This is a genomic window from Streptomyces sp. NPDC093598 (assembly GCF_044764825.1).
In the GTDB taxonomy this organism is placed as follows: domain Bacteria; phylum Actinomycetota; class Actinomycetes; order Streptomycetales; family Streptomycetaceae; genus Streptomyces.
Window position 1 is genome coordinate 63761 of the sequence record NZ_JBIWIV010000009.1, and the last position, 21562, is coordinate 85322.

Here is a 21562-nt window from a genome sequence, read left to right on the forward strand (position 1 = left end):
CCACCTTGGCACGCCCGGGTAACAGGGAGGTGAGAAGCGGTTGTGAGCAAATCCGGCGGGTGGCCCCGCTACAGATACAGCCCCGCGTCGACGCCCCCGCGCGGCTCCGGCAGGGACGTCGGAGACGTGCCCCGGCGCAGCGCGTACAGCTCCGCCAGCGTCGCGCCCTCGCGGCCGATGCCGTCCTCCCGGCCCAGCCAGTTCACCGCCTCGGAGCGGGCCAGCGGACCGACCTCGATCCGGGCGAGGCAGCGGCCGGGGCGCACCACGGCCGGGTGCAGGCGCTCCAGGTCCTCGTTGGTCGTGACCCCGACCAGGACGTTGCGGCCCTGGCCGAGCAGTCCGTCCGTCAGGTTCAGCAGCCTCGACAGCGCCTGGCCCGCCGTGTGCTTGGCCTCACCGCGGATCAGCTCGTCGCAGTCCTCCAGGAGCAGCAGCCGCCAGCGGCCCTTGCCCGTCGCGTCCTCCTCGCCGATGGCGATGTCCATGAGGTAGCCGACGTCGGAGAAGAGCCGCTCGGGGTCGAGGACGCAGTCCACCTGGCACCAGTCGCGCCAGGAACGGGCCAGCGTGCGCAGCGCCGACGTCTTGCCGGTGCCCGGCGGGCCGTGCAGCAGCAGGAGACGGCCCGCGATGTCCTCGGGGGTCGTCTTCATCAGGCGGTCCATGGCGTCCGCCACCGGCGCGGTGTAGTTGGGCCGGACCTCTTCCCAGGTGCCCGCCGCGATCTGGCGGGTGGTGCGGTGCGGGCCGCGGCGCGGGGAGACGTACCAGAACCCCATCGTGACGTTCTCCGGCTGCGGTTCGGGCTCGTCCGCCGCGCCGTCCGTGGCCTGGTCGAGAACCTTCTTCGCCAGCTCCTCGCTGGTCGCCGTCACCGTGACGTCGGCGCCCCGGTTCCAGCGGGAGACCAGCAGCGTCCAGCCGTCGCCCTCGGCGAGGGTCGCGCTGCGGTCGTCGTCCCGTGCGACGCGCAGCACCCGCGCGCCGGACGGCATCAGCGTCGCCCCGGACCGTACGCGGTCGATGTTCACCGCGTGGGAGTACGGCTGCTCGCCCGTCGCGAAGCGGCCGAGGAACAGCGCGTCGACGACGTCGGACGGGGAGTCGGAGTCGTCGACGTTGAGCCGGATCGGCAGCGCCTCGTGCGGGTTACCAGACATGCCGCCATGATCCGGCACGGGGACGCCGCGTGCACCCTGTTTCCCGGTGCACGCGGCATGTTGCCCCTGCGCAGGTCAGCCCCCGGAGCGGGAGACCAGCCGACGTGCCTGCCGGGTCCTGCGCACGACGGCGTACCCCTTGGTCAGGGCACGGTCCCTGGCGAACGTACGGGCGATCGCGCGGCCCTCGATGACCCGCTCGAACTCCTCGATGCCCGTGCTGCGGCGCACCGTCACCCGCCGCAGCGCGTACGGCCCCTGCGCCCGGCGCGCGAGGCCGTTGCCGACGGCGAGGGCCTGGGCGTAGCCCGTCTCGCGCACCGCCTGCCGGACCCGGCGGCTGGAGTAGCCGTAGGGGTAGGCGAACGAGGCCGGGACGGCGCCCAGTTGGTCCGAGACGATCTCCTTGCAGTGGATCAGCTCGAACCGCAGCGTGGCGTCGGAGACCTGGTCGAGCTGCGGGTGGCTGTGACTGTGCCCGCCGATCTCGACGCCCCCCGCCGCGAGTTCGCGGACCTGGTCCCAGTCCAGCATGGTGTCCAGGCCGCCCCCGGTGTCGTACGGCCCCCTGAGCCACCCGGTCGAGACGAACAGGGTGGCCGGGAAGCCGTGTTTGGCGAGCGCGGGGAGGGCGTGCCGGTGCACGCCCTCGTAGCCGTCGTCGAAGGTGATGAGCACCGGCCGCTCGGGCAGCGGACGGCCGGAGCGCCAGCCCGCCGCCAATCGGGCCGTGGTGACCGGGGTGAGGCCCCGGTCGGCGAGCACCGCCATCTGCTCGGCGAACGCCTCAGGGGTGACGGACAGGGCGCGGGTCGCCTCGTTGGGGTCGGTCGCGACCGCGTGGTACATGAGGATCGGTACGCGGGCGTCACTCACGGGCCGCCACCTCCACGTCCGGCACCGAGAACGTGGTGCCGCCCCGGCGCGCCCGGACGCTGCCGACGACGTAACCGCCCGCCGCCGTCAGCACCCCGGCCACGATCGCCCCGGCCCGTCCCGCGCCGCCCGGCCGGGCCAGCAGGGCGTCCCTCAGACCCCGGGCCACCCCGGCCGGCAGGACCCTGGTGGTGTACCGGCGCTCGGACTCCAGGCCCTTGTCGGTGCCGACGCTCCGGGCGACCAGGGCCTTGGACAGGCCCTCGGCGTAGGTGCGGGTGCGGAAGTAGCGGAAGTGCTCCCGGATCTCGGGCACCCGGTGATGGATCACCGCCCGGTCGTCGATCAGCAGCACCGCGTCAGGCCGGGCGCGGCTGAGGCGGATGCACAGTTCCGTCTCCTCGCAGCCCAGCGGGCGTTTGTCGCCGTCCCGGCCGATGCCGGTGGCGAAGCCGCCCGCCGCGTCGAAGGCGCTGCGGCGGAAGGAGGCGTTGCCACCGAGCACGTTGCGTACCCGCACCCGGCCGCGCGGCAGGCCCCGGTAGGTGCAGCCCACCACCCAGTCGAACTCCTCCGGGAACCAGCGGGGCCGCCGCCCCGACGCCCAGACCGGCACCGTACGCCCGCCGACCGCCATCACCCGCGGGTCGGTGTACGCCTCGGCGAAGTGCCGCAGCCAGTCGCGCTCGGCCACGGCGTCGTCGTCGAGGAAGGCCACGATCTCGCCGCGGGCCGCGGCGATGCCGGTGTTGCGGCCGGCGGACAGCCCGCGAGGGCCCGCGTTGGCGAGCACCCGCACCGCAGCGCCGTCGGAGGCCTCTTTGTACTCCTTGGCCAGACGCTCCCGGAGCGTCTCGTTGTGATCGACGACCAGCAGCGTCTCCAGGGCCGGCCGTGACTGCGCGCGGACCGAGGAGACCGCCGCGAGGATGTCCTCCCAGCGGTCCTCGGTGTACGCGCAGATCACGACGGAGATGCCGGGACCGCTCAAGACACCTCTCCCCGCATCGCGGCCGGCATCGACGACTGGGACGAACGGCGACGCAGCGCACGGCGGTTGGAGCGCTCCTGCACGATCACTCGCAGCACGCGCAGCCCGTCCCGCACGGCCCGCAGATTGCTGACGCCGTGGATGCGCAGATACTCGTAGCTCGGGATCTCCTGCACCTTGAGCCCGGCCTTGACGACCCGGATGTTCATCAGCGTCTCGACCTCGAAGCCGGTGCAGTCGAGGTCGATCTTGTCGAGGCAATGCCGCCAGAACGCGTTGTAGCCGTAGCACAGGTCGGTGTAGCGGGCGCCGAACTTGCGGTTGACGGCCGTGCACAGCGCCCAGTTGCCGAGCTTGCGGATGAAGGTCATGTCGTCGGTGCCGCCGCCGTTGGCGAAGCGGGAGCCCTTGGCGAAGTCCGCGCCGGAGACCAGCGCGGAGACGTAGGAGAGGATTTCCCCGCCGTCCGCCGAGCCGTCCGCGTCGATCATCACGATGATGTCGCCGGTGCAGGCCTGGAAGCCGGTGATCAGGGCGTCGCCCTTGCCCTTGCCGCGCTGCTCGACGACCTTGACCTCGGGCCACAGCTCGCGGGCCACCTCGACGGTGTTGTCGGTGGAGTTGCCGTCGACCAGGACCACTTCGTGTATCCAGTCGGGCAGGGTCTTGAAGACGTACGGAAGGTTCTCCGCCTCGTTCATGGCCGGGATGACCACGCTCACCGGCGGCGCTATCGCCAGGTGCGAGGAGACGGGCCGGTACTTCCCGGCGGTCGGCGGATGCGGGTCCGTCGCGGCCGGCTGCAGTACGGAACTCATGAGTCTGGTCCCTCTCGTCCGGTGGACCGCCCCCCCAGGGCAGTCCGGATCCAGTCCGGTTCGAAAGGGGGGTTATCACCCGTGGCACGCCGAGATGGAGCTTCGGGCACGCCGGGTGAGCTGGCAAATCTGGCCGGCCACGAAAACGGCAGCCGACCGCGCGGCACGGCCCGGAGACAGTTGTGATCACCGAGCACGGCACCCCCCTACCGCGCCCCGCGCCGGTACGTCGCGGTCCCTGAGCCCTCCCCTGGAGCCGCGTACTGACAGACCGATGCGGGTGAGATGTATGACGGTATTGACGATTGAACCCGTATGGCAAGACCTGGAACGGCCCCTCACGTTTTTGTTGGTTTGGGCGTTGCGACAGACCTCTTGTGCGACGCAAGTTGCACGTTCCCGTCCCATAAACATGCGTTCCCCGGAGGCGATCAGGGCCTCCGGGGAACAGGTGTTCAGATGTCGGTGCGGGGGGTTGTCACCCCACGATCTGCAGCAGCCGGTTCGGCGAGCCCGAACCCGCGCCGGTGACCTTGCCGGTGACGGCACCGTTCACCAGGGCCGAGGCGACCTGGGCCGGGGTGGACGAGGTGTGGCCCGCCAGGTAGACCGCCGCCGCGCCCGCGACGTGCGGGGTCGCCATCGAGGTGCCGGAGATGGTGTTGGTCGCGGTGTCACTGGTGTGCCAGCCGGCCGTGATCGACGAGCCGGGCGCGAAGATGTCCAGGGCGGAGCCGTAGTTGGAGTAGCTCGCCTTGGCGTCCGTGCTCGTGGTGGCCCCGACCGTGATCGCCTCGGCGACCCGGGCCGGGGAGGACGAGGAGGCGGAGGTGCTGCTGTTGCCCGCGGCGACGGCGTACGTGACGCCGCTGGCTATGGAGTTGCGGACCGCCGTGTCCAGGGTGGCGGAGGCGCCGCCGCCGAGCGACATGTTGGCCACCGAGGGGCCGGAGTGGTTCTTCGTCACCCAGTCGATGCCCGCGATCACACCGGCCGTGGTGCCGGAGCCGCTGTTGTTCAGCACCCGCACACCCACGATCTTCGCCTTCTTGGCGACGCCGTAGGTGGAGCCCGCGATGGTGGTGGCCACATGGGTGCCGTGGCCGTTGCCGTCGGAGGCGTTGGTGTCGCCGTCGACGGCGTCGTAACCGTGTGCGGCACGGCCGCTGATCTGCTGATGGGTGATGCGCACACCGGTGTCGATCACATAGACCGTCACCCCGCTGCCCGCGCTGTCCGGGTAGGTGTAGGTGCCGGAGAGCGGGAGCGAGGCCTGGTCGATGCGGTCCAGGCCCCAGGGGGCGTTGGTCTGGGTGGCGGCGAGCGTGACGCGCTGGTTCTGCTCGACGGAGGCCACCGCCGGGTCGGCGGCGAGCCGCCGGGCCTCGGTGGCGGAGAGGGTGGCGGAGTAGCCGTTCAGCGCCTTGCCGAACGTTTTTTCGACCGAGCCGCCGTACTCCTTCACCAGGCCCTTCCCCGCGGCCGAGGACGCCTTCAGGCCCGCGCTCTTCTTGAGCGTGACGAGGTAGCTGTCCTTGATCGCGGTCGGCGAGTCCGCGGCGAGCACCCGGCCCTCGGCGGGTGCGGCCTGGGCGGGAAGGGTGGTGAGCCCGCCCACGAGGGCGGCGGTCGCCAGCGAGGTGAGTGCGGCGAACCCGAGTCTCTTGCTACGCAGTTGTGCCATTACGAGGGAGTCCTCCTCTAGGCGGCGCACGCCTGGGTGGGGCGCGCGTCATGTGGGGGATGTGCGCGTGCTCGCGCACACGAGCCGGGGAGCGTCGCGTTCCGCTCCCGGCCGAAGTAAAGCGTCGACCAACTACCGGCGTAGAACAAGGGAGTTGAGCATCAGTCAACAAAGCTGTCATGGGCACGTAACAAGAGAAGCCCGGCGCGTAACAAGAGACGTGGTGAACGCGCCAAGCATCCGGGGAACGGCGGAAAAGACTTGGCATGGACACTTCCTGTCAACACGCGTAGCTGCTACGACGGTTATGGCAGAGATCCTGCTAAAGGGAGGTTCCATGAGACGTTCCCGACTTGTCGTCCTCGTGAGCTCGCTCCTCCTCGCCGTCGGCACCGCCCTCACCGGGGCAGCGACGGCGCAGGCGTCCTCACTCGCCGCAACGGGCGGCTATGTGGCGCTCGGTGACTCCTACTCCTCCGGAGTCGGAGCCGGCAGCTACATCAGCTCCAGCGGCGACTGCAAGCGCAGCACGAAGGCCTATCCCTACCTCTGGGCCGCCGCCCACTCACCCGCGACCTTCGACTTCACGGCCTGCTCGGGCGCCCGAACGGGTGATGTTCTGGCGGGTCAGCTCGCCCCGCTCAGCGCCTCCACCGCCCTCGTCTCGATCAGCATCGGGGGCAACGACGCCGGATTCGCCGACGTCATGACGACCTGCGTGACCCAGTCCGACAGCTCCTGCGTCTCCCGCATCAACACCGCCCGGGCCTACGTCGACTCCACGCTCCCCGGCAAGCTCGACGGCGTGTACTCGGCCATCCGCTCCAAGGCCCCCACCGCCCGGGTCGTCGTCCTCGGCTACCCCCGCTTCTACCAGCTCGGCGCCACCTGTCTCGGCCTGTCCGAGACCAAGCGCAAGGCCATCAACGACGCCTCCGACCACCTCAACACCGCCATCGCCAAGCGCGCCGCGAACCACGGCTTCGTCTTCGGTGACGTACGCACCACCTTCACCGGCCACGAGATCTGCTCCGGCGACTCCTGGCTGCACAGCGTCAGCTGGCTCAACATCGGCGAGTCGTACCACCCGAAGGCACCCGGCCAGTCGGGCGGCTATCTGCCCGTGCTCAACAGCAACGACTGACCGCTCAGCCGGAGTCCGAGTCCGAATTCGAGTCCGAGTCCGGGTCCGAGCCCGGGTCCGGGTCCGTGCCGGAAGGAGAAGGGGAGGCCCCGCCCGTCGGGGTCTCCGTCTCGCAGGTCACCGAGAACGGCACCGAGTCGGACGTGGCACGCACCGGCTCCCGTACCTCGACGCTGATCTCGTTCTCGAACGTCCCGGTCTCCGCCTCGGTCGTCACCCGCACCGTGTCCTGCTTCGAACGGCCGCCGCCCTCCGCGAACGACAGCGTCTTCCAGCCCCCGTCGAGTACCTGGCCGTCCCGCGTCACCCAGCGGTAGCTCACCTCGGCCGGCAGCCGGCCCACCGTGAGCGTCGCCGTGAACTCGGGCGCCTGGGCGTCGGGCGGCGGACACGTCCCCGAGTAGTCCGTGCGCCGGCCCTCCAGGGCGACCCGCACCGACTGCGGCGGCGGACTGCTCTCCTTGGTCCTGCTCGGGGTCGGCGACGGGCTCGACTTCTCGGTTCCGGTGTTCCGCGGCGGGCTCTTGGTCGCGGTGGGCGTACTCTCCCCGGCCCCCTGGTCGTTGCCGCCGGAACCGTCCCCCTTGTTCAGCAGCGCGTACGTCAGCCCGCCCACCGCGAGCGCCAGCGCGATCACGCCCGCGACCAGCACCCGACCGGCCCGGCGGTCCCGGTCCCGGCCGGTGGCCGTCGTGGCCGCAGTCGAACCGGACGCCGGCGACCGACCCGGGAACGGCATCGGGGGCGTGGGAGCGGGCTCGGGACGACCGGCGACCGTGGGCGGGAACGGAACCGCCCGCGTGGTGTCCGCGCGCGGCGAGCCGCCCGCGGCGACGACCCGCAGATCATGCTCGGCCCGCTCGGGAGGCAGCCGCTGCTCGGGATCCTTGCGCAGCAGTCCCTCGATCACCGGGGCGAGCGGACCGGCCCGGTACGGCGGCGGCAGTTCCTCGTCGACGATCGCCCGCAGCGTGCTCAGCGGCGTGTCGTGCCGGAAGGGGGAGTGGCCCTCGACCGCCGCGTACAGCAGCACCCCGAGCGACCACAGGTCGGACTCCGGGCCGGGTGTACGGCCGAGCGCCCGCTCCGGGGCGAGGAACTCGGGCGAGCCGATGACCTCTCCGGTCATGGTCAGCGCGGAGCTGCCCTCGACCATGGCGATGCCGAAGTCGGTGAGCACGATCCGGCCGTCGTTCGAGATCAGCACGTTGGCCGGCTTCACGTCCCGGTGCAGCACCCCGGCCTCGTGCGCGGCCCGCAGCGCGGCCAGCACCTCGGCGCCGATGTGCGCGGCCCGCTGCGGTGACATCGGGCCCTCGGCGTCCAGGACCTCCGCCAGGGAGAGGCCGCGGACCAGTTCCATGACGATCCACGGCCGGCCGTCGTCCGTCGCCACGTCGTACACCGTCACCACGTTGCGATTGGCGACCCGGGCCGCCGCCCACGCCTCCCGCTCCAGCCGGGCGTACATCCGCTGCACGTCGTCGCCCGCCAGCCCGGCCGGTGCGCGCACCTCCTTGACGGCGACCTCGCGGTGCAGCACCTCGTCGCGGGCGCGCCACACGGTGCCCATACCGCCCTCGCCGAGCGGTGCCAGGAGCCGGTAGCGGCCCGCGATCACACGCTCATGGCCCGGTTCTTCGAACACGGCGCCCCCATTCGCAGCCGGGCGAAATCTCCATGAGGTGTGTTTTCCCCATGAGGTCGGATTTCCTCACGACGTCCGCTGTTCTCCTGACGTCCGATGCTTCACGAACGTAACTCAGCCGAGTGCGGATGCCGCCCCCTTGAAGACGAGTCCGGCCCCGAGGACCACCACGGCGAAGGCCGAGCCGAGCGGCGCGGTCCGGCGTACCAGGGCCGCCATCGGGCCCGCCGTCCAGCGGGGGCGCCGGTCCAGCAGCCGGGTCATGCCGCTGCCCGCCTTGACGACGGCGTACCCGGCGGCCGTGAGGGTGAGCGCCAGTCCTACGCCGTACGCGACGACGAGCAGCAGACCGAACCAGGCCTGCCCGAGGGCCGCGGCGCCGACCAGCACCACCACGGCGGACGGGCTGGGCACGAGCCCGCCCGCGAAGCCCATGAGGATCGTGCCGCGGAGGGTGGGCGCGACGGGGTGGCTGTGCGTGGAACCCCCGTGGGTGTGCTCGATCGCGTGGGGGTGGGGGTGGGGGTGGGGGTGGCTGTGATCGTGCGGGTGGTCGTGGTCGTGGTCGTGGTCGTGGTCGTGGTCGTGGTGATCTCGGTGGTCGTGCGCGTGGCCATGGTGGTGGCTGTCGTGGTCGTGGGTGTGGCTTCCGTGGCCGTGATGAGGGCCGTGCGGATGGGTGTGCGCACGGTTGCGCAGGGCGCGGCGGACCAGGCTCGCCCCCGCCAGGGTCACCAGCAGGCCGCTGGCGACGCCGAGCCATGCGAGCACCGAGGGCGCCGCCGCCGAGCCGGCCGTGACCAGCAGGCCCAGGGCGACCACGCCCAGGGTGTGGGTGACCGTCACCGAGGCGGCCATGGGCAGGACGTCCTTCATCCGGGCCCGGCCGCCCCGGGCCGCCGCCGTCGCGGCCATGATGGTCTTGCCGTGGCCCGGGGCGAGCGCGTGCATCGCACCCAGGACGACGGCGATGAGGAGGGCCAGCGCGGCGAAGCCGGCGGTGAGGTCCTGCCGGGCGACCAGGTCGTCCAGGGCACGTGTCCAGCGGTCCGCGCCGCGCGGGAGGACGGAGGCCGCGGGGGCGTCCGACTCCTCCTCGCTGAGGGCGGCTCCGCCGGGGCGCACCCGCAGGGCGGCCGACGCGGTGTCGGCCGGGGAGGACAGCAACTCCTCGGGGTAGCTGGTCAGTTCGGCCGATATCGACTTCTCCGGCACATCCGACGCGGCGAGCGTCATACGGTCGCCGCGGGCCGTGATCTCCCGCCAGCCCGGGCCGGTGGAGGCACCGGCGCCGCGGAAGCCGAGGGACACGGTCTTCTCGTCCGCCGGGAGCGGAGCGGTCAGCTCGCACTCCACCCGGAGGGTGTCGAGCCCCGCCTGCCCGGGCCGCACGCGCGCGTGGCTGCGCTCGGCGGTGAGGGCGACCTCGCGTCCGTCGACGCTCGCGCGGCTGTCCTCGGCGGCCGTGGCGCACCGCTCGCGGGCCCACATGGCGATGCCCAGCCGTTCGATGTCCGGCCCCGCCTGGGTCGCCGGGATCTCGGCGAGGTCCTCGACGTGGTGGACCCGAAGTTCACCGGGGGCGGCGACCAGGCCGTCGTAGCGGTTGACGGTGAAGTTGCCCAGCGGGTGGGCGCTCGCCGTGGCGGCGGGCAGCAGGGTGAGCGCGCAGGCGGCCGTGAGGACGGCGGCGCCGGACGCGAACAGCCGGCGCAGGGTCACCGGTTCCCCTCCAGGTCCTTGAGTGCGGTACGGGCCTCGCGCGCGCCGAGGGGCGAGAAGCCGGGGTTCAGGTCCAGCGCGGCCTCGAGATGCGCGCGTGCCTCGCGCGTGTCGCCGGTGGCACGTTCGATGACGCCGCGGTGGTAGAGGAAGGCGGCGCTGCGGTAGCCGGTGGCGGTGGCCCGGCGGGCGTACGGCAGCGCTTCCTCGTCGCGGCCGTTGACGTGCAGGGCCCAGGCGAGGGCGTCGGCGGTGTGCACGCTGTGGCGGCGGTCCCACTCGGCGCGGGCTGCGCGCAGGGCCTCCTTCTTGTCGCCGTGGTCGGCGGCGGCCATGGCCGTGTCCAGGTCGGCGTTGACCCCGCCGGCGCGGGCGAGGGACGTCCAGGCGTCGACGAGCGCGTACTGGTCGCCGGCCTTCGCCCGGTCGCCGTCGGCGCCGCGGTCCTCGTACAGCTCGCCGAGGGCGACGAGCGGGCCGGGCAGCGGGAAACGGGCGACGACCTGCTCCAGCCCCCGCACGGCGGCCGCCCGGTCGCCGCTCGCGGCCTGGGCGCGGGCGCGGCCCTCCAGGGCGGGCAGGTAGGCGTCGTCGGCGGCGAGGGCACGGGCGTAGTGGCCGAGGGCGGTCTCGTAGTCGCCCTGGTTCCAGGCGAGTTGCCCTAGGGCGGTGGCGACGTACGCGACGTCCGCGGGCGCGTGTGCGGATTCCAGGGCGCGCTCCAGTACGGCACGCGCCGTGCGGACGTCGCCGCGCAGCTCGCGCACGTACGCGTACCGCGTGAAGACGGGTACGCCGGGGCGCCTGTCGTCGGCGGTGTCCGCGGCCTCGGCGGCGTCGTCGTACCGGCCGAGTTCGACGAGGGCGTCGATACGGGTGCACAGGGCGCGTTCGTTGTAGGGGTTCTGCTTCAGGGCCCGGTCGGCGTACGTCAGGGCGCCCGGGAAGTCGTGCCGGGCGGCGGCGAGGGCGGCCCGCCCGGCCAGGGCCTGGTCGTTGCCCGGCTCCAGTCCGAGGGACCGCTTCAGGGCGCGCTCGGCCTGCGGGTACCGGGAGGGGTCGCCGTTGGTCCGGGCCTGCTCGACGTAGGCGACGCCGAGAGTGGCCCAGCTGCCGAAGTCCCTCGGCTGGGCCCGGAGATGCTTCTGCAGGGACGCGATGCCCGCGTCGAGGTCCCCCCGGGCGAGATCGCCGGGCGACAGCGCCCCGGCCGCGGACACGGCGGCGACGCCGGCCCCGCGGTCCCGCGCACCCCCGACCGCGATGGCCCCACCGGTCACCGCGACGGCCAGCAGCACGGCACACCCGGTCAGATGCAGGGCCCGCCACCGCCGCCCCCCGTCGGCGGCCCGCCGCACCGCCGCAGCCCGCGGACCGACGCCGTCGTCCCCCGCCGGACGCTCGACGCCGGTGTCGCCCTCGGAGGGACGGGCATCAGGCAGTCCGGTGCCGGTGTCAGGCCGGTCTCCACCGCGGGACCCGGCCGGGTCCTCGGCTGCGCCGGTTCCCCCGCGGGCGGTGTCCGTCCGGGCCTCGGCTCCGCCGGTCTCCGTGCTCCCGGCGGCGGGCCGGTCCTGGCCGGACCCGGTCGTCCCGGCCGCCGTACCCCGCGACCCGGTCGGCTCGGCCCCCGCGCCGGCGGCCGGACCCGAACCCCCGTCCCGCTCCCCGGTGATCTCAGGCTCCGGGGCCGTCGACGGCGCTCGGTCGTCGTCGCGCCTCTGCGGTGTGCTGTCGGTCGTACGCGGAGGCATGACCTCTCCTCGGTCGGATGTGCTGGTGCGGGGGTCGGCGGCGCGGCCCGTGCCGTGGGGGTCGGGGGACGGGCCGCGCCAGTCGGTGGGAGCGGAGCGGGTCAGTACGCCCGGTTCCGCATGCGGCGCCACCACATCAGGGCCGCGCCGATCAGGACGATGCCGCCCGCCCCGGCCCCGGCGGACGCGGCGATCAGGCGCATGTCGTCCGAACCCTGCGCGCCGGCCGGCTGGAGCGCGTCGCCCAGCTGGCTGCGGACGTCGTTGCCGCCGTCCACGCCCTTGGCGAGCGGGCCGCGCGAACCCTCCGTCGGCAGAGCCACGTACGGGAAGGCCTTCTCGAACTTCTTGTCGTTCTCGTCGACCGCGTCACCGAGGTCGTTCTTCGCGCCCAGCAGCTCGCCCTCGACGACCTGGAGCGACGCGTCGATCACGTCGTCGGTGAGGCGACGGCCGTTGGGGAAGCCGGCGTTGTCCCCGTCGAGGACACCCAGCCGCTTGGGCTTCGCGGCCGGCTTGATCGAGGTGTTGAGCCGCAGCTGCTCCGACGGCGTCACGTGCGGCGGCTGGTTGAGGTCCTTGACGCCCTTGAGGAACACGTCGACCAGGTCGTTGCGCGGCTCGGCCGGCGCCGGGATCTTGTAGATCGCCTCGATGAGCTTGGGCAGCTCCGGGTTGGTGACGTTCTTCAGGAACTGGGCGTCGTCCCGCGGCGTGGACGCGTTGAACGTGTCCTTGTCCTTGATCGGGTTGACGACCTCGTTGACCAGCGGGTTGCCGAGGCGCGAGACCTGCGAGAAGTAGCCCTTGGCGTTCTTGCGCTGCGTCGTCGACCAGATGCCGACGACCGGCTGCTCGTGGGACTCGGTGATGAAGCTGTTGGGGACCTGGAGGGCGATCGAGTTGACGTTGTAGCCCTTGAGGGTGTCGTTGCCGACCTCGGAGAGGTTGCCGCCGTACAGCAGGTCGAAGACGCGCAGGTCCAGGAAGAACGGGTCGTCGGCCTGCCCGGCGAACGTCTGGGCGCCGCCGGCGAGCTTGTGCACCGCCTGCTTGCGCAGGGTGTCGTAGTCCGGCATCGACGCCTTGCCGACGTTCGACGGCGCCACCGGCACGTCGTCGGCGACCTTCGTCTTCGACACGGCCTTCAGGTCCCGCAGCTTGATCAGCTCGAGGTCGTACGTCTGCGTGATGTTCAGGTCGGGGTCGTCGAGGCTCTCGACCGGGCCCGTGTTGTACAGGAACGTCTTGTCGTTCTTCGTGTGCGTCTTGAACGTGTACCGGAAGAGCAGGTCCTCCTTCGCGTCACCGTTGCTGTCGATGCGCAGGTCGTACTGCGCGTCCTCGGCGAACGTGAAGAAGTTGGGCCCGCCGGCCGGTTCCTCGAAGGGGATCCAGTTCGCGACGATGGTCGTCGTGTCCGGCTTGTCCGGGCTGACGAACGCGTACACGTCGGTGTTGTCGTACTGCGGGGTCCCCGAGATCAGCGGGGCCTCGCGGTGGCTGGAGGCGGAGGCCGCCTCAGGTTCCAACGCGGTCACACCGGCGGCCGCGAGCCCGCCGGTGGCCAGCGCGCCACAGATCACGGTCGCGATGCTCGCGCGTCCCGCACCGGTCCTGGAGATAGGTGTCATGCCGTCCGTCCTCCGTGCCAACTTGCCTGACACACGCCATTCGGAGCGGTCGGCGAAGCGGATTGGTCGAATCTCAAACGTTCTTACGGCCCGTCGGGAAAGTTGTTTCATCGCCGGGCGACCCGCGTTTTCGGCGCGCTGTTCCGTAACTTCTGCCGGAGGTGTGTGTGGTGCGAATGCCTCGTGCGAGGGGACAGGCCCGGTGCGGCCTCGGAGAGGGGGACCGAGTGGAGGCGGACGAGCTGCTGCTGCGCGTGGCGGGTGGGGACCAGCAGGCCTTCGAGGATTTGTACGGACTGGTGTCCGGCCCCGTGTTCGGGCTCGTGCGGCGAGTGGTGCGCGACCCCGCCCAGTCGGAGGAGGTGGCTCAGGAGGTGCTGCTCGAACTGTGGCGGTCCGCGGCGAAGTTCGACCCGGGCCGGGGCAGCGCGATGGCGTGGATCCTCACCCTCGCCCACCGCCGAGCCGTCGACCGGGTGCGCAGCGCCCGCGCGGCCGGGGAGCGCGAGCAGCGCGAGGCGCTCCGCGCGAACCAGCCCGCCTTCGACCAGGTCACCGAGGAGGTCGAGGCCGGACTCGAACGCGAGTGGGTGCGCCGCTGCCTGGACCGGCTCACCGTTCTGCAGCGCCAGTCGGTCACCCTCGCCTACTACGAGGGCTACACGTACCGTGAGGTGGCCGAGCGGCTCTCCCTGCCGCTGGGCACCGTCAAGACCCGGATGCGCGACGGACTGACCCGTATGCGCGAGTGCCTGGGAGGTGTGGCATGAGCCTCTTCCGCCGCGAGGACCTGCACTCGCTCGCCGCGCCCTACGCGCTCGACGCCCTGGAGCCGCCGGAGCGGGTCCGCTTCGAGAAGCACCTGAGGGACTGCGACCGCTGCGCCGCCGAGGTGCGCGCCCTGACCGAGGACGCGGTCCGGCTCGCCTGGTCCGCGGCCGCCCCGCCCCCCGCCGCGCTGCGCGACCGGGTCATGCTCGCCGTACGGACGACTCCGCAGGACCCGGCGCCGCAGGGTGCGGCGCGCGAGCCGGCGCGGGCGCGGGCGACGCAGTTGCCGCCGCACGTGTGGGGCACCCAGCCGCCGCCGCGACAGCGGCGGCGGATCCCGCTGTTCGTACCCTTCGCGACGGCCACCGCCGCGGCGGCGCTCGTGGTCGCCTCGCTGTTCGCCGTACAGGCGAACCGGGCCCAGGACCGGCTGACCGCCGAGCAAGATCGGTCACGTGAGATCGCCCACGTTCTGGCGGCTCCGGACGCCCGTGCGAGCAGTGGCCGGGACGGGCGGGGCCGCACCGTCGGAGTGATCGCTTCCGCCACGGAGGGGAGTGCGGTGGTCACCCTCGGCGGATACGGTGCCCCGCCGGGCGGCCGTGTGCACCAGTTGTGGCTCATGCGCCCGGGCGCGCAACCACGCTCCCTGGGGCTCTTCGAGAGCGACACGCCCCTGGTCGCAACGGATCTCGGCACCTCGGCGACGTCACTGGCCGTGACCGTCGAGCCCGCCGGAGGATCACCGCAGCCCACTACCCAGCCGATCGTCCAACTCGCCCTGAAATCTGTTGGATTCGGAGAGTAATCGGAGATACATCGTCAACCCCCTTATGGGGAAGGTGAATCCTGTGACCGCGATACACGCGTGCCCGGACGGGACGATAGGGTTAACCTGCCCGGGCCGGGTGGACTCGTACGGGTGGGGAGTGACATGGAACAGATAACAGTGCGCAGCAGGGCCAGGGTCCCTGCGATCACCTGCGGGAGCAGCGCGACCAGTTCGCGCCTCGACCGCCACCTCTCGGTGCTGGGCGGTCCTGCCGTCCCCCAGCGGGAGACGGTCGAGGCGACCTCGCTGATGCGTGAACTGACGGCGCGTCGGCCGCAGGACCGCAGTGGCAGGGGCGCGCGCGTGCGTCGCGTCTCGCTCTTCGCGCCGCTGCGCCGGCTGCGCCGCTCGCTGTTCGGCAGCAGGTAGGGGCCCGCGCTCGGGCGGTCACACCGCCTCCGGCGCAGCGCTGCGACACCCGTCGTCCGTCATCCCCGCGGCACGCAGCGGCGCCAGGTGTGTTCCCGAGCGCGGTACGCCCCCTGTCGGTGCCTCATCCCCGCCCGGCAGTGACCGGGGGCGACGGCCGCGACCGCGGTCGCCCGCTCACCGCTCGCCGTGCGCGTACTGACGCACGGCGAGCGGCACGAACACCCCGAACAGCACGGCACACCACATGAGCGACCCCGCGACGGGATGGGCCACCGGCCAGGCCGCCCCGTCGGGCACGGGCGCGTTGCCCAAGAGGTCCCGCAGTGCCGTCGCCACCGCGCTGATCGGATTCCACTCGGCGACCGTCCGCAGCCCGGCCGGCAGCCCGCTCGTCGGGATGTACGCGCTTGACAGCAGCGGCAGCAGGAACGACGCCCCGCCCAGCTGGCCGGCCGCCTCCTCGTTGCGGGTGAGCAGGCCGAGGTAGATCCCGGCCCAGGTGCACGCGAAGCGGAACAGCATCAGCAGCGCGAACGCACCCACCGCCGCGAGCACGCCGCCCTCGACCCGCCAGCCCACCGCGAGCCCCACCAGCAGGAACGGCACCGTCCCGACGGCCGTGGCCACCAGGTCCGCCGCGGCCTGCCCCAGCGGTACGGCCGCCCGGCTCATCGGCAGTGTGCGGAAGCGGTTCGTCACGCCCCGGTGCATGTCCCCGGCCGCCTGGAACATGCCGGTCATGATCCCGCCCGAGGCGGTCGCCACCAGCAGGCCCGGCACGAGGAACGCCCGGTAGGCCTCGCCCGGCACCGCCAGCGCGCTGCCGAAGACGTAGCCGAAGAACAGCAGCATGCTGATCGGCATCGTCTGGGTGAGGATCAGCAGTCCCGGGTTGTTGCGCATCCGCAGCAACTGGCGGCCCAGCATCGCGGTCCCGTCGTACGCCAGCATGCTCATGCGGCACGCTCCTTCTCGTCGGTCGTCCCGGCCGTGTTCTCCGTCAGACGCAGGAACACGTCGTCCAGGGTCGGCGGGCGCAGGCTCACGTCGAGCAGCGGCACACCCGCCGTGTCCAGGGCCCGCACCAGCAGCGGGATCGTGAGTGTCGGGTCCTTGCTGACCGCGCCGACGGCGTTGCGCTCGTGGTCGAACGACGGCTGGGCGCCCGTCAGCCGGTCGAGCACGGCCGCGGCCCTCGTGAGCACGTCCGCGTCCGGCACGACGACCTCGGCGTGCGCCCCGACGAGGGACTTGAGCTGCGCCGGGGACCCGGTGTGCGCCACCCGGCCCCGGTCCACCAGGGCGATGTCGTCGGCCAGTTGGTCGGCCTCCTCCAGGTACTGGGTGGTGAGCAGCACGGTCGTGCCCTCGGCGGTCAGGCCGCGCACCACGTCCCGTACGAGGGTGCGGCTGACCGGGTCGAGGCCGGTCGTCGGCTCGTCCAGGAACAGCACGTGGGGGCGGCGGATCAGGCTCGCCGCGAGGTCCAGGCGGCGGCGCATGCCGCCGGAGTAGGTGGACGCGGGGCGGTCGGCGGCCTCGGTCAGGCCGAAGCGGTCGAGGAGTTCCGCGGTGCGGCCGGCCGGACCGCGCACCCGGTGCAGCCGGCCGAACAGCTGGAGGTTCTGGCGCCCGGTGAGGTCCCCGTCGATCGAGGTGTCCTGCCCGGTGACGCCGATCCGGCCGCGTACGGCGGCGGCTTCGCGGACGAGGTCGTGCCCCGCGACCCGGGCGGAGCCGGCGTCCGGCCGCAGCAGCGTGGTCAACAGCCGTACGGCCGTCGTCTTCCCCGCGCCGTTCGGCCCGAGGATCCCGCAGACCGTGCCCTCGGCGACCGCGAGATCCAGCCCGCGCAGGGCATGGACCGTCCCGAACCGCTTCTCCAGACCCTCACTAAGTACAGCGTACGTAGAAGTCATGGCGTGACCATAGCGCACGACGTACGCTGTACGTAACTAGGATGGTGGCCGAGGTGATGAGCGATGGCGGGCCGAGCGGCCGTACCCGAAGTGATCTGGGCGCGCCCCGAGCGCACCGGCCGTGGGCCGAAACCGGCGTTCACCCGCGCCGACATCGCCGCGGCGGCGGTGCGCATCGCCGACGCGGAGGGGCTGGACGGGGTCACCATGCGGCAGGTCGCCGCGGAACTGGGCTGCGGCACGATGTCGCTGTACAACTACGTCCCCCGCAAGGAGGACCTGTACGAGCTGATGATCGACGCCATCGGCGCCGAGCACGAGATGTTCGAGCCCACGGGCGACTGGCGGGCCGACATGCTCCGCAACGCGGAGGAGACGCGCGCCATCATGCACCGCCACACCTGGGTGCCGCGGCTGATGCCGGGGGTGTTCGGCTTCAGCCCCAGCACCCTGCGCTACCTGGAGCACTGCCTGGCCTGCCTCGAACCGCTCGACGTGCCGGCCGGCACGAAGACGGAGCTGATCGCGCTGCTCAACGGCGTCGTGACGACGTACACCGGGAACGACATCGCGACCGCCGAACGCACCCGCTCCATGCCGTGGTCCGCGGAGGAGGAGAACGCGGTCCGCATGGCCTATCTGGGCAGCCAGATCGCCACCGGCGCGTATCCCCGGCTGACCGCGGCCTTCACGGAGCAGAGCGGGCCGGTCGATCTGGAGGCGGTGTTCCGGCGGGCCCTCGAACGCGTCCTGGACGCCTTCGACCCCGAGCGGCGTTAGAGCAGCGCCAGTTGCCCCTCGGGGCCCTCCTCGGGCTCCTCCAGCACCGATGCCGGCCGGCGGGCCGCATCCGCAACCGGCAGGACGCCCGCCGTGCGCAGGTCCGTCGCCGTGACCGGGTCGGGGATCTCCGGCTCTTCCAGCGGGCGCAGTTCGGCCAGCAGCGCGAGGACGGTGATCAGCTCCAGCAGTTCCGACGTCCAGTTCTGTGGCCAGGTCACGGGACGGATCGCCGCCAGCGTGCCCGGCTCGCCGATGGCGACGCGGGTCGCGAACCACTGCTCCAGGACGCGCACTCCGCCCACCTCGAAGTCCCAGGCCTCCGGCGGCACCGGGGAGATGCGGCCCTCGTCCAGGAACAGGGCCTCCTCGTCGCGGTCGTAGTGCAGCGCCACGGGCCGGGAGGGCAGCGGGGCGCGGACGTAGGGGCGGCGGCCGCCGGGGAGCTTCGGGCGTTCGCCGTCACGGCGCATCAGCCACAGCAGCCGGTGGCCGTGCTCCAGGCCCCGCTCCCACGCGTCGGCGTCCCCGGTGAGCGGGACGGTGAGGTCCGGGCGGGCCGTGGCCGTGATCCAGGCCAGGACGTCCAGCGGTACCGGGGTGGCGCCCAGGCGGGTGCCGAGGTGCTCCAGCAGGCCGGGGGCCAGGTTCGGCTCGTGGCCGCCCGGGCGGCGGAACAGCGGGCGGATCCGGCCGGGGCGGAGCAGCGGGAGCAGCGAGGTGACGAGCAGGGGCGGGATGGCCCCGGGCGCCTCCACCACGAAGGCCTGCCGCTCGTCCGCCACCCGCCACATTTCCGGGCGGGCCGCGTCGATCAGACGCTGGTCGGGGATCAGCCACTGCTCGTCGTAGGGCGCGAGAAGGACGCGTACCGGCTCCGGGCAGGGCCCCGAGGCGCGCACCAGCTTCTCCGTGCCGCTGTCGGTCCGGCCGGGCAGCCGGCCGACGGCCGTGTGCAGCGTGCGCGAGCGGGTCGGCTCGAACAGGGACTCCCGGTCGGGTCCCTCGGCCTTCACCAAGGCGTCCCAGCGGGCCTCGAGGGACGCCGCGTCGGGCGCCGCCGGCCAGCCCCGGCCGAGCCGCGGCGGTGCGACGGACCACGGCATGAGGTCCGCCAGCAGCGGAGCGTCGTCGTGCGTCACGCAGGGCATCGTACGACCTGCCGGCGACACGCGGGTCAGGTGGCGTCCAGGGTCACCGTGAAGGAGAACCGGTCCCCGCGGTAGTGGATGACGGCCACGTCCAGAGGCCGCCCGCCGGCGTCGTACGTCACGCCCGTGTAGTGCAGGATCGGGCTCAGCAGGGGAACTCGGAGCAGCTTCGAGGTCTCCGGATCGGCCAGCCGCGCCTCCACCGTGTCCGTGATGCGGCTGATGTCCGCCCCCACCACGTCCCGCAGCACCTTGGTCATGGGCCACCGGACGAGGTCGTCCAGGTCGATCCGCGTGGCCAGTTCGGGGCGCACGAAGTTGCGGGCGTGGTTCGTCGGCTCGCCGGTCTTCTCGTCGCTCCGCAGCCGGTGGTACGTCGCGACCTCCCGCACGTCCGGGAAGAACTCGGCGAGTTCGCCCGGCACGGGCGCGGTGCCGTGGTCCAGCAGCTCGGTCGTCATGCCGGACTGCTGGGCCACGATCGCGTCCACCGAGCCGAGCAGGCGCACCGGGGAACCCCTGCGCGCGTGCGGCTCGATGAACGTGCCCCGCCGCCGGTGGCGTGTGATCAGCCCCTCGTCCTCCAGCTCCTTCAGCGCCTGCCGCATCGTCAGCACGCTCACGCCGTAGTGCCCGGCCAGCTGCTCCTCGGTGGGCAGCCGCAGCGGGTCCTGGGGCGAGCGGCCGAGGATCGAGGCGCGCAGCGACTGCGACACCTGGTACCAGAGCGGCAGCTTGCGGTTCAGGACGATGGAGTCCGGGGCGAAGGAGGTCACGGGCCATCCGTACCGGTAGGAAATGATCAGTGCAAGGGGCCTCCGACGGAGCTCCGTGGAAGAAGGAGCGGCGTTCGGTGCGTGCTCTCGGCGTGCCCGGCGTCGCGACGCCGCGGAGATCCGTCAGAAGCCCCCTAGGGGCGGAAGTGCCGCTCCATGCCCTGCCAGACGTCGTCGTAGCGCTGCTGGAGGTGTTCCGCGCGGGCCGCGTGCGGGGTGAGGGCGATCGGCCAGCGCGTCTCGAACATGAACGCCAGGCCGTCGTCGATCTTCTGCGGCTTCAGCTCCGCGGCGCTCGCCCGGTCGAACGTCTCCCGGTCCGGGCCGTGCGCCGACATCATGTTGTGCAGCGAACCGCCGCCCGGTACGAAGCCTTCCGCTTTCGCGTCGTACGCGCCTTCGATCAGGCCCATGTACTCGCTCATCACGTTCCGGTGGAAGTACGGCGGGCGGAAGGTGTCCTCGCCCACCAGCCAGCGCGGCGCGAACACCACGAAGTCGGCACCGGCCAGGCCCGGGGTGTCCGACGGGGACGTCAGCACCGTGAAGATCGACGGGTCCGGGTGGTCGTAGGTGATGGTGCCGAGCGCGTTGAAGCGGCGCAGGTCGTAGACGTAGGGCACGTGGTTGCCGTGCCAGGCGACCACGTCGAGCGGGGAGTGGTCGTAGGTGGCCGTCCACAGGTTGCCGCAGAACTTGTTCACCACCTCCACCGGGCCCTCGACGTCCTCGTACGCGGCGACCGGTGCGCGGAAGTCCCGGGGGTTGGCGAGCCCGTTGGCGCCGATCGGGCCCAGGTCGGGGAGGCGGAAGGGCGCGCCGTAGTTCTCGCACACATACCCGCGGGCGGACTCGTCGAGCAGCTCCACCCGGAAGCGGACCCCGCGCGGGATCAGCGCCACATGTCCCGGCTCCGCATGCAGCAGACCGAACTCGGTGCGCAGCAGCAGCCCGCCGCGCTCGGGCACGATCAGCAGCTCGCCGTCGGCATCGCTGAACACCCGGTCCATCGAGGCGTTGGCCGTGTAGAGGTGCACGGCGACGCCGGTGCGCTGGGTGGCGTCGCCGTTGCCGCCGAGCGTCCACAGGCCCGCCAGGAAGTCGGTCTCGGGCGCCGGGTCGGGCAGCGGGTTCCAGCGCAGGCGGTTGGGGTCGGGCACGGTCTGGGTGAAGGGGGCGGTGCGGACCGAGCCGTTGTGGGTCCGGGTGAACGCCGGGTGCGCGGCCGACGGGCGGATCCGGTACAGCCACGAGCGGCGGTTGTGTGCCCGCGGCTCGGTGAACGCCGAACCGCTCAGCTGCTCCGCGTACAGCCCGAGCGGGGCCCGCTGGGGCGAGTTGCGGCCCTCGGGCAGTGCGCCCGGGACGGCCTCCGAGCTGTGCTCGTTGCCGAAGCCGGAGAGATAGGTCAGCCCTTCGGCGGTCTTCCGCGCTTCCCCGCGCTCGAACCCGCTCGCGCGGGAGGTACCCCCATCGCCCATGATCGCTGCTCCCTTGCGTTCGATTCCTATGCAATACCGTAGGATT

Annotated in this window: 19 protein-coding genes; 5 read left to right on the forward strand and 14 right to left on the reverse strand. The window is 72.4% G+C overall.

Annotated features, from left to right (window positions below; translation table 11 throughout):
* Positions 1–68 precede the first annotated feature (68 nt).
* From ACIRDU_RS24815 to ACIRDU_RS24835, 5 genes are all read right to left on the reverse strand, one after another.
* Positions 69–1163, reverse strand: a complete 1095-nt coding sequence (locus tag ACIRDU_RS24815) for a DUF5925 domain-containing protein (RefSeq protein ID WP_403582777.1) — start codon at positions 1161–1163, stop codon at positions 69–71.
* A 75-nt stretch (positions 1164–1238) separates the two neighbouring features.
* Positions 1239–2039 carry a polysaccharide deacetylase family protein gene (locus ACIRDU_RS24820; protein ID WP_403582780.1) on the reverse strand — a complete coding sequence of 267 codons (801 nt, stop codon included), beginning with the start codon at positions 2037–2039 and terminating at the stop codon, positions 1239–1241.
* Positions 2032–3030 (reverse strand): glycosyltransferase family 2 protein, encoded by a 999-nt coding sequence (locus ACIRDU_RS24825; protein ID WP_403582782.1) that lies wholly within the window; start codon positions 3028–3030, stop codon positions 2032–2034. Before ACIRDU_RS24825 ends, ACIRDU_RS24820 begins: the two co-directional genes overlap by 8 nt.
* Entirely contained in the window at positions 3027–3848 is an 822-nt protein-coding gene (locus tag ACIRDU_RS24830) for a glycosyltransferase family 2 protein (RefSeq protein WP_403582785.1), read from the reverse strand. The genes ACIRDU_RS24825 and ACIRDU_RS24830 overlap by 4 nt, the downstream gene beginning before the upstream one ends.
* A 478-nt stretch (positions 3849–4326) precedes the next feature.
* The gene (locus ACIRDU_RS24835) at positions 4327–5532 is read right to left on the reverse strand and encodes a S8 family peptidase (RefSeq protein WP_403582787.1); all 1206 of its coding nucleotides are present in this window, start codon (positions 5530–5532) and stop codon (positions 4327–4329) included.
* 337 nt (positions 5533–5869) lie between these two features.
* On the opposite strand from ACIRDU_RS24835, the gene ACIRDU_RS24840 reads away from it, so the two are divergent.
* Positions 5870–6676, forward strand: a complete 807-nt coding sequence (locus ACIRDU_RS24840) for an SGNH/GDSL hydrolase family protein (RefSeq protein WP_403582790.1) — start codon at positions 5870–5872, stop codon at positions 6674–6676.
* A 4-nt stretch (positions 6677–6680) separates the two neighbouring features.
* Here ACIRDU_RS24840 and ACIRDU_RS24845 read toward each other — a convergent pair whose 3' ends face one another.
* The 4 genes from ACIRDU_RS24845 to ACIRDU_RS24860 all read right to left on the reverse strand — a co-directional run bounded on the left by ACIRDU_RS24845 (position 6681) and on the right by ACIRDU_RS24860 (position 13434).
* Entirely contained in the window at positions 6681–8324 is a 1644-nt protein-coding gene (locus ACIRDU_RS24845) for a serine/threonine-protein kinase (RefSeq protein WP_403582793.1), read from the reverse strand.
* Between the two features lie 114 nt (positions 8325–8438).
* The gene (locus ACIRDU_RS24850) at positions 8439–10046 is read right to left on the reverse strand and encodes a nickel transporter (RefSeq protein WP_403582796.1); all 1608 of its coding nucleotides are present in this window, start codon (positions 10044–10046) and stop codon (positions 8439–8441) included.
* Positions 10043–11800, reverse strand: coding sequence for a tetratricopeptide repeat protein (locus ACIRDU_RS24855; RefSeq protein WP_403582798.1), 1758 nt, complete (start codon positions 11798–11800; stop codon positions 10043–10045). Before ACIRDU_RS24855 ends, ACIRDU_RS24850 begins: the two co-directional genes overlap by 4 nt.
* A gap of 101 nt (positions 11801–11901) precedes the next feature.
* Positions 11902–13434 (reverse strand): DUF4331 domain-containing protein, encoded by a 1533-nt coding sequence (locus ACIRDU_RS24860; protein ID WP_403582801.1) that lies wholly within the window; start codon positions 13432–13434, stop codon positions 11902–11904.
* Positions 13435–13661: 227 nt separating this feature from the next.
* Here ACIRDU_RS24860 and ACIRDU_RS24865 point away from each other — a divergent pair, with 227 nt between their 5' ends.
* The 3 genes from ACIRDU_RS24865 to ACIRDU_RS24875 all read left to right on the forward strand — a co-directional run bounded on the left by ACIRDU_RS24865 (position 13662) and on the right by ACIRDU_RS24875 (position 15406).
* Positions 13662–14204: a sigma-70 family RNA polymerase sigma factor gene (locus ACIRDU_RS24865; RefSeq protein ID WP_403582803.1), complete on the forward strand. Its 543-nt coding sequence runs from the start codon at positions 13662–13664 to the stop codon at positions 14202–14204.
* Positions 14201–15013 carry an anti-sigma factor domain-containing protein gene (locus ACIRDU_RS24870; RefSeq protein ID WP_403582806.1) on the forward strand — a complete coding sequence of 271 codons (813 nt, stop codon included), beginning with the start codon at positions 14201–14203 and terminating at the stop codon, positions 15011–15013. The genes ACIRDU_RS24865 and ACIRDU_RS24870 overlap by 4 nt, the downstream gene beginning before the upstream one ends.
* A 126-nt stretch (positions 15014–15139) precedes the next feature.
* Positions 15140–15406 (forward strand): hypothetical protein, encoded by a 267-nt coding sequence (locus tag ACIRDU_RS24875; protein WP_403582808.1) that lies wholly within the window; start codon positions 15140–15142, stop codon positions 15404–15406.
* 177 nt (positions 15407–15583) lie between these two features.
* Here the strand turns inward: ACIRDU_RS24875 and ACIRDU_RS24880 are convergent, their stop codons facing one another.
* Positions 15584–16366, reverse strand: coding sequence for an ABC transporter permease (locus ACIRDU_RS24880; protein ID WP_403582810.1), 783 nt, complete (start codon positions 16364–16366; stop codon positions 15584–15586).
* The gene (locus ACIRDU_RS24885) at positions 16363–17328 is read right to left on the reverse strand and encodes an ATP-binding cassette domain-containing protein (RefSeq protein ID WP_403582813.1); all 966 of its coding nucleotides are present in this window, start codon (positions 17326–17328) and stop codon (positions 16363–16365) included. The genes ACIRDU_RS24880 and ACIRDU_RS24885 overlap by 4 nt, the downstream gene beginning before the upstream one ends.
* 63 nt (positions 17329–17391) lie before the next feature.
* On the opposite strand from ACIRDU_RS24885, the gene ACIRDU_RS24890 reads away from it, so the two are divergent.
* Entirely contained in the window at positions 17392–18108 is a 717-nt protein-coding gene (locus ACIRDU_RS24890; protein ID WP_403582815.1) for a TetR/AcrR family transcriptional regulator, read from the forward strand.
* On the opposite strand, the gene ACIRDU_RS24895 is transcribed toward ACIRDU_RS24890, so the two are convergent.
* From ACIRDU_RS24895 to hmgA, 3 genes are all read right to left on the reverse strand, one after another.
* Positions 18105–19259, reverse strand: a complete 1155-nt coding sequence (locus ACIRDU_RS24895; protein ID WP_403582818.1) for a type ISP restriction/modification enzyme — start codon at positions 19257–19259, stop codon at positions 18105–18107. The genes ACIRDU_RS24890 and ACIRDU_RS24895 overlap by 4 nt on opposite strands.
* A 26-nt stretch (positions 19260–19285) precedes the next feature.
* Entirely contained in the window at positions 19286–20035 is a 750-nt protein-coding gene (locus ACIRDU_RS24900) for a GntR family transcriptional regulator (protein ID WP_403582821.1), read from the reverse strand.
* Positions 20036–20169: 134 nt separating this feature from the next.
* Positions 20170–21516 (reverse strand): homogentisate 1,2-dioxygenase, encoded by a 1347-nt coding sequence (hmgA, locus tag ACIRDU_RS24905; protein ID WP_403582823.1) that lies wholly within the window; start codon positions 21514–21516, stop codon positions 20170–20172.
* Between the last annotated feature and the right edge of the window lie 46 nt (positions 21517–21562).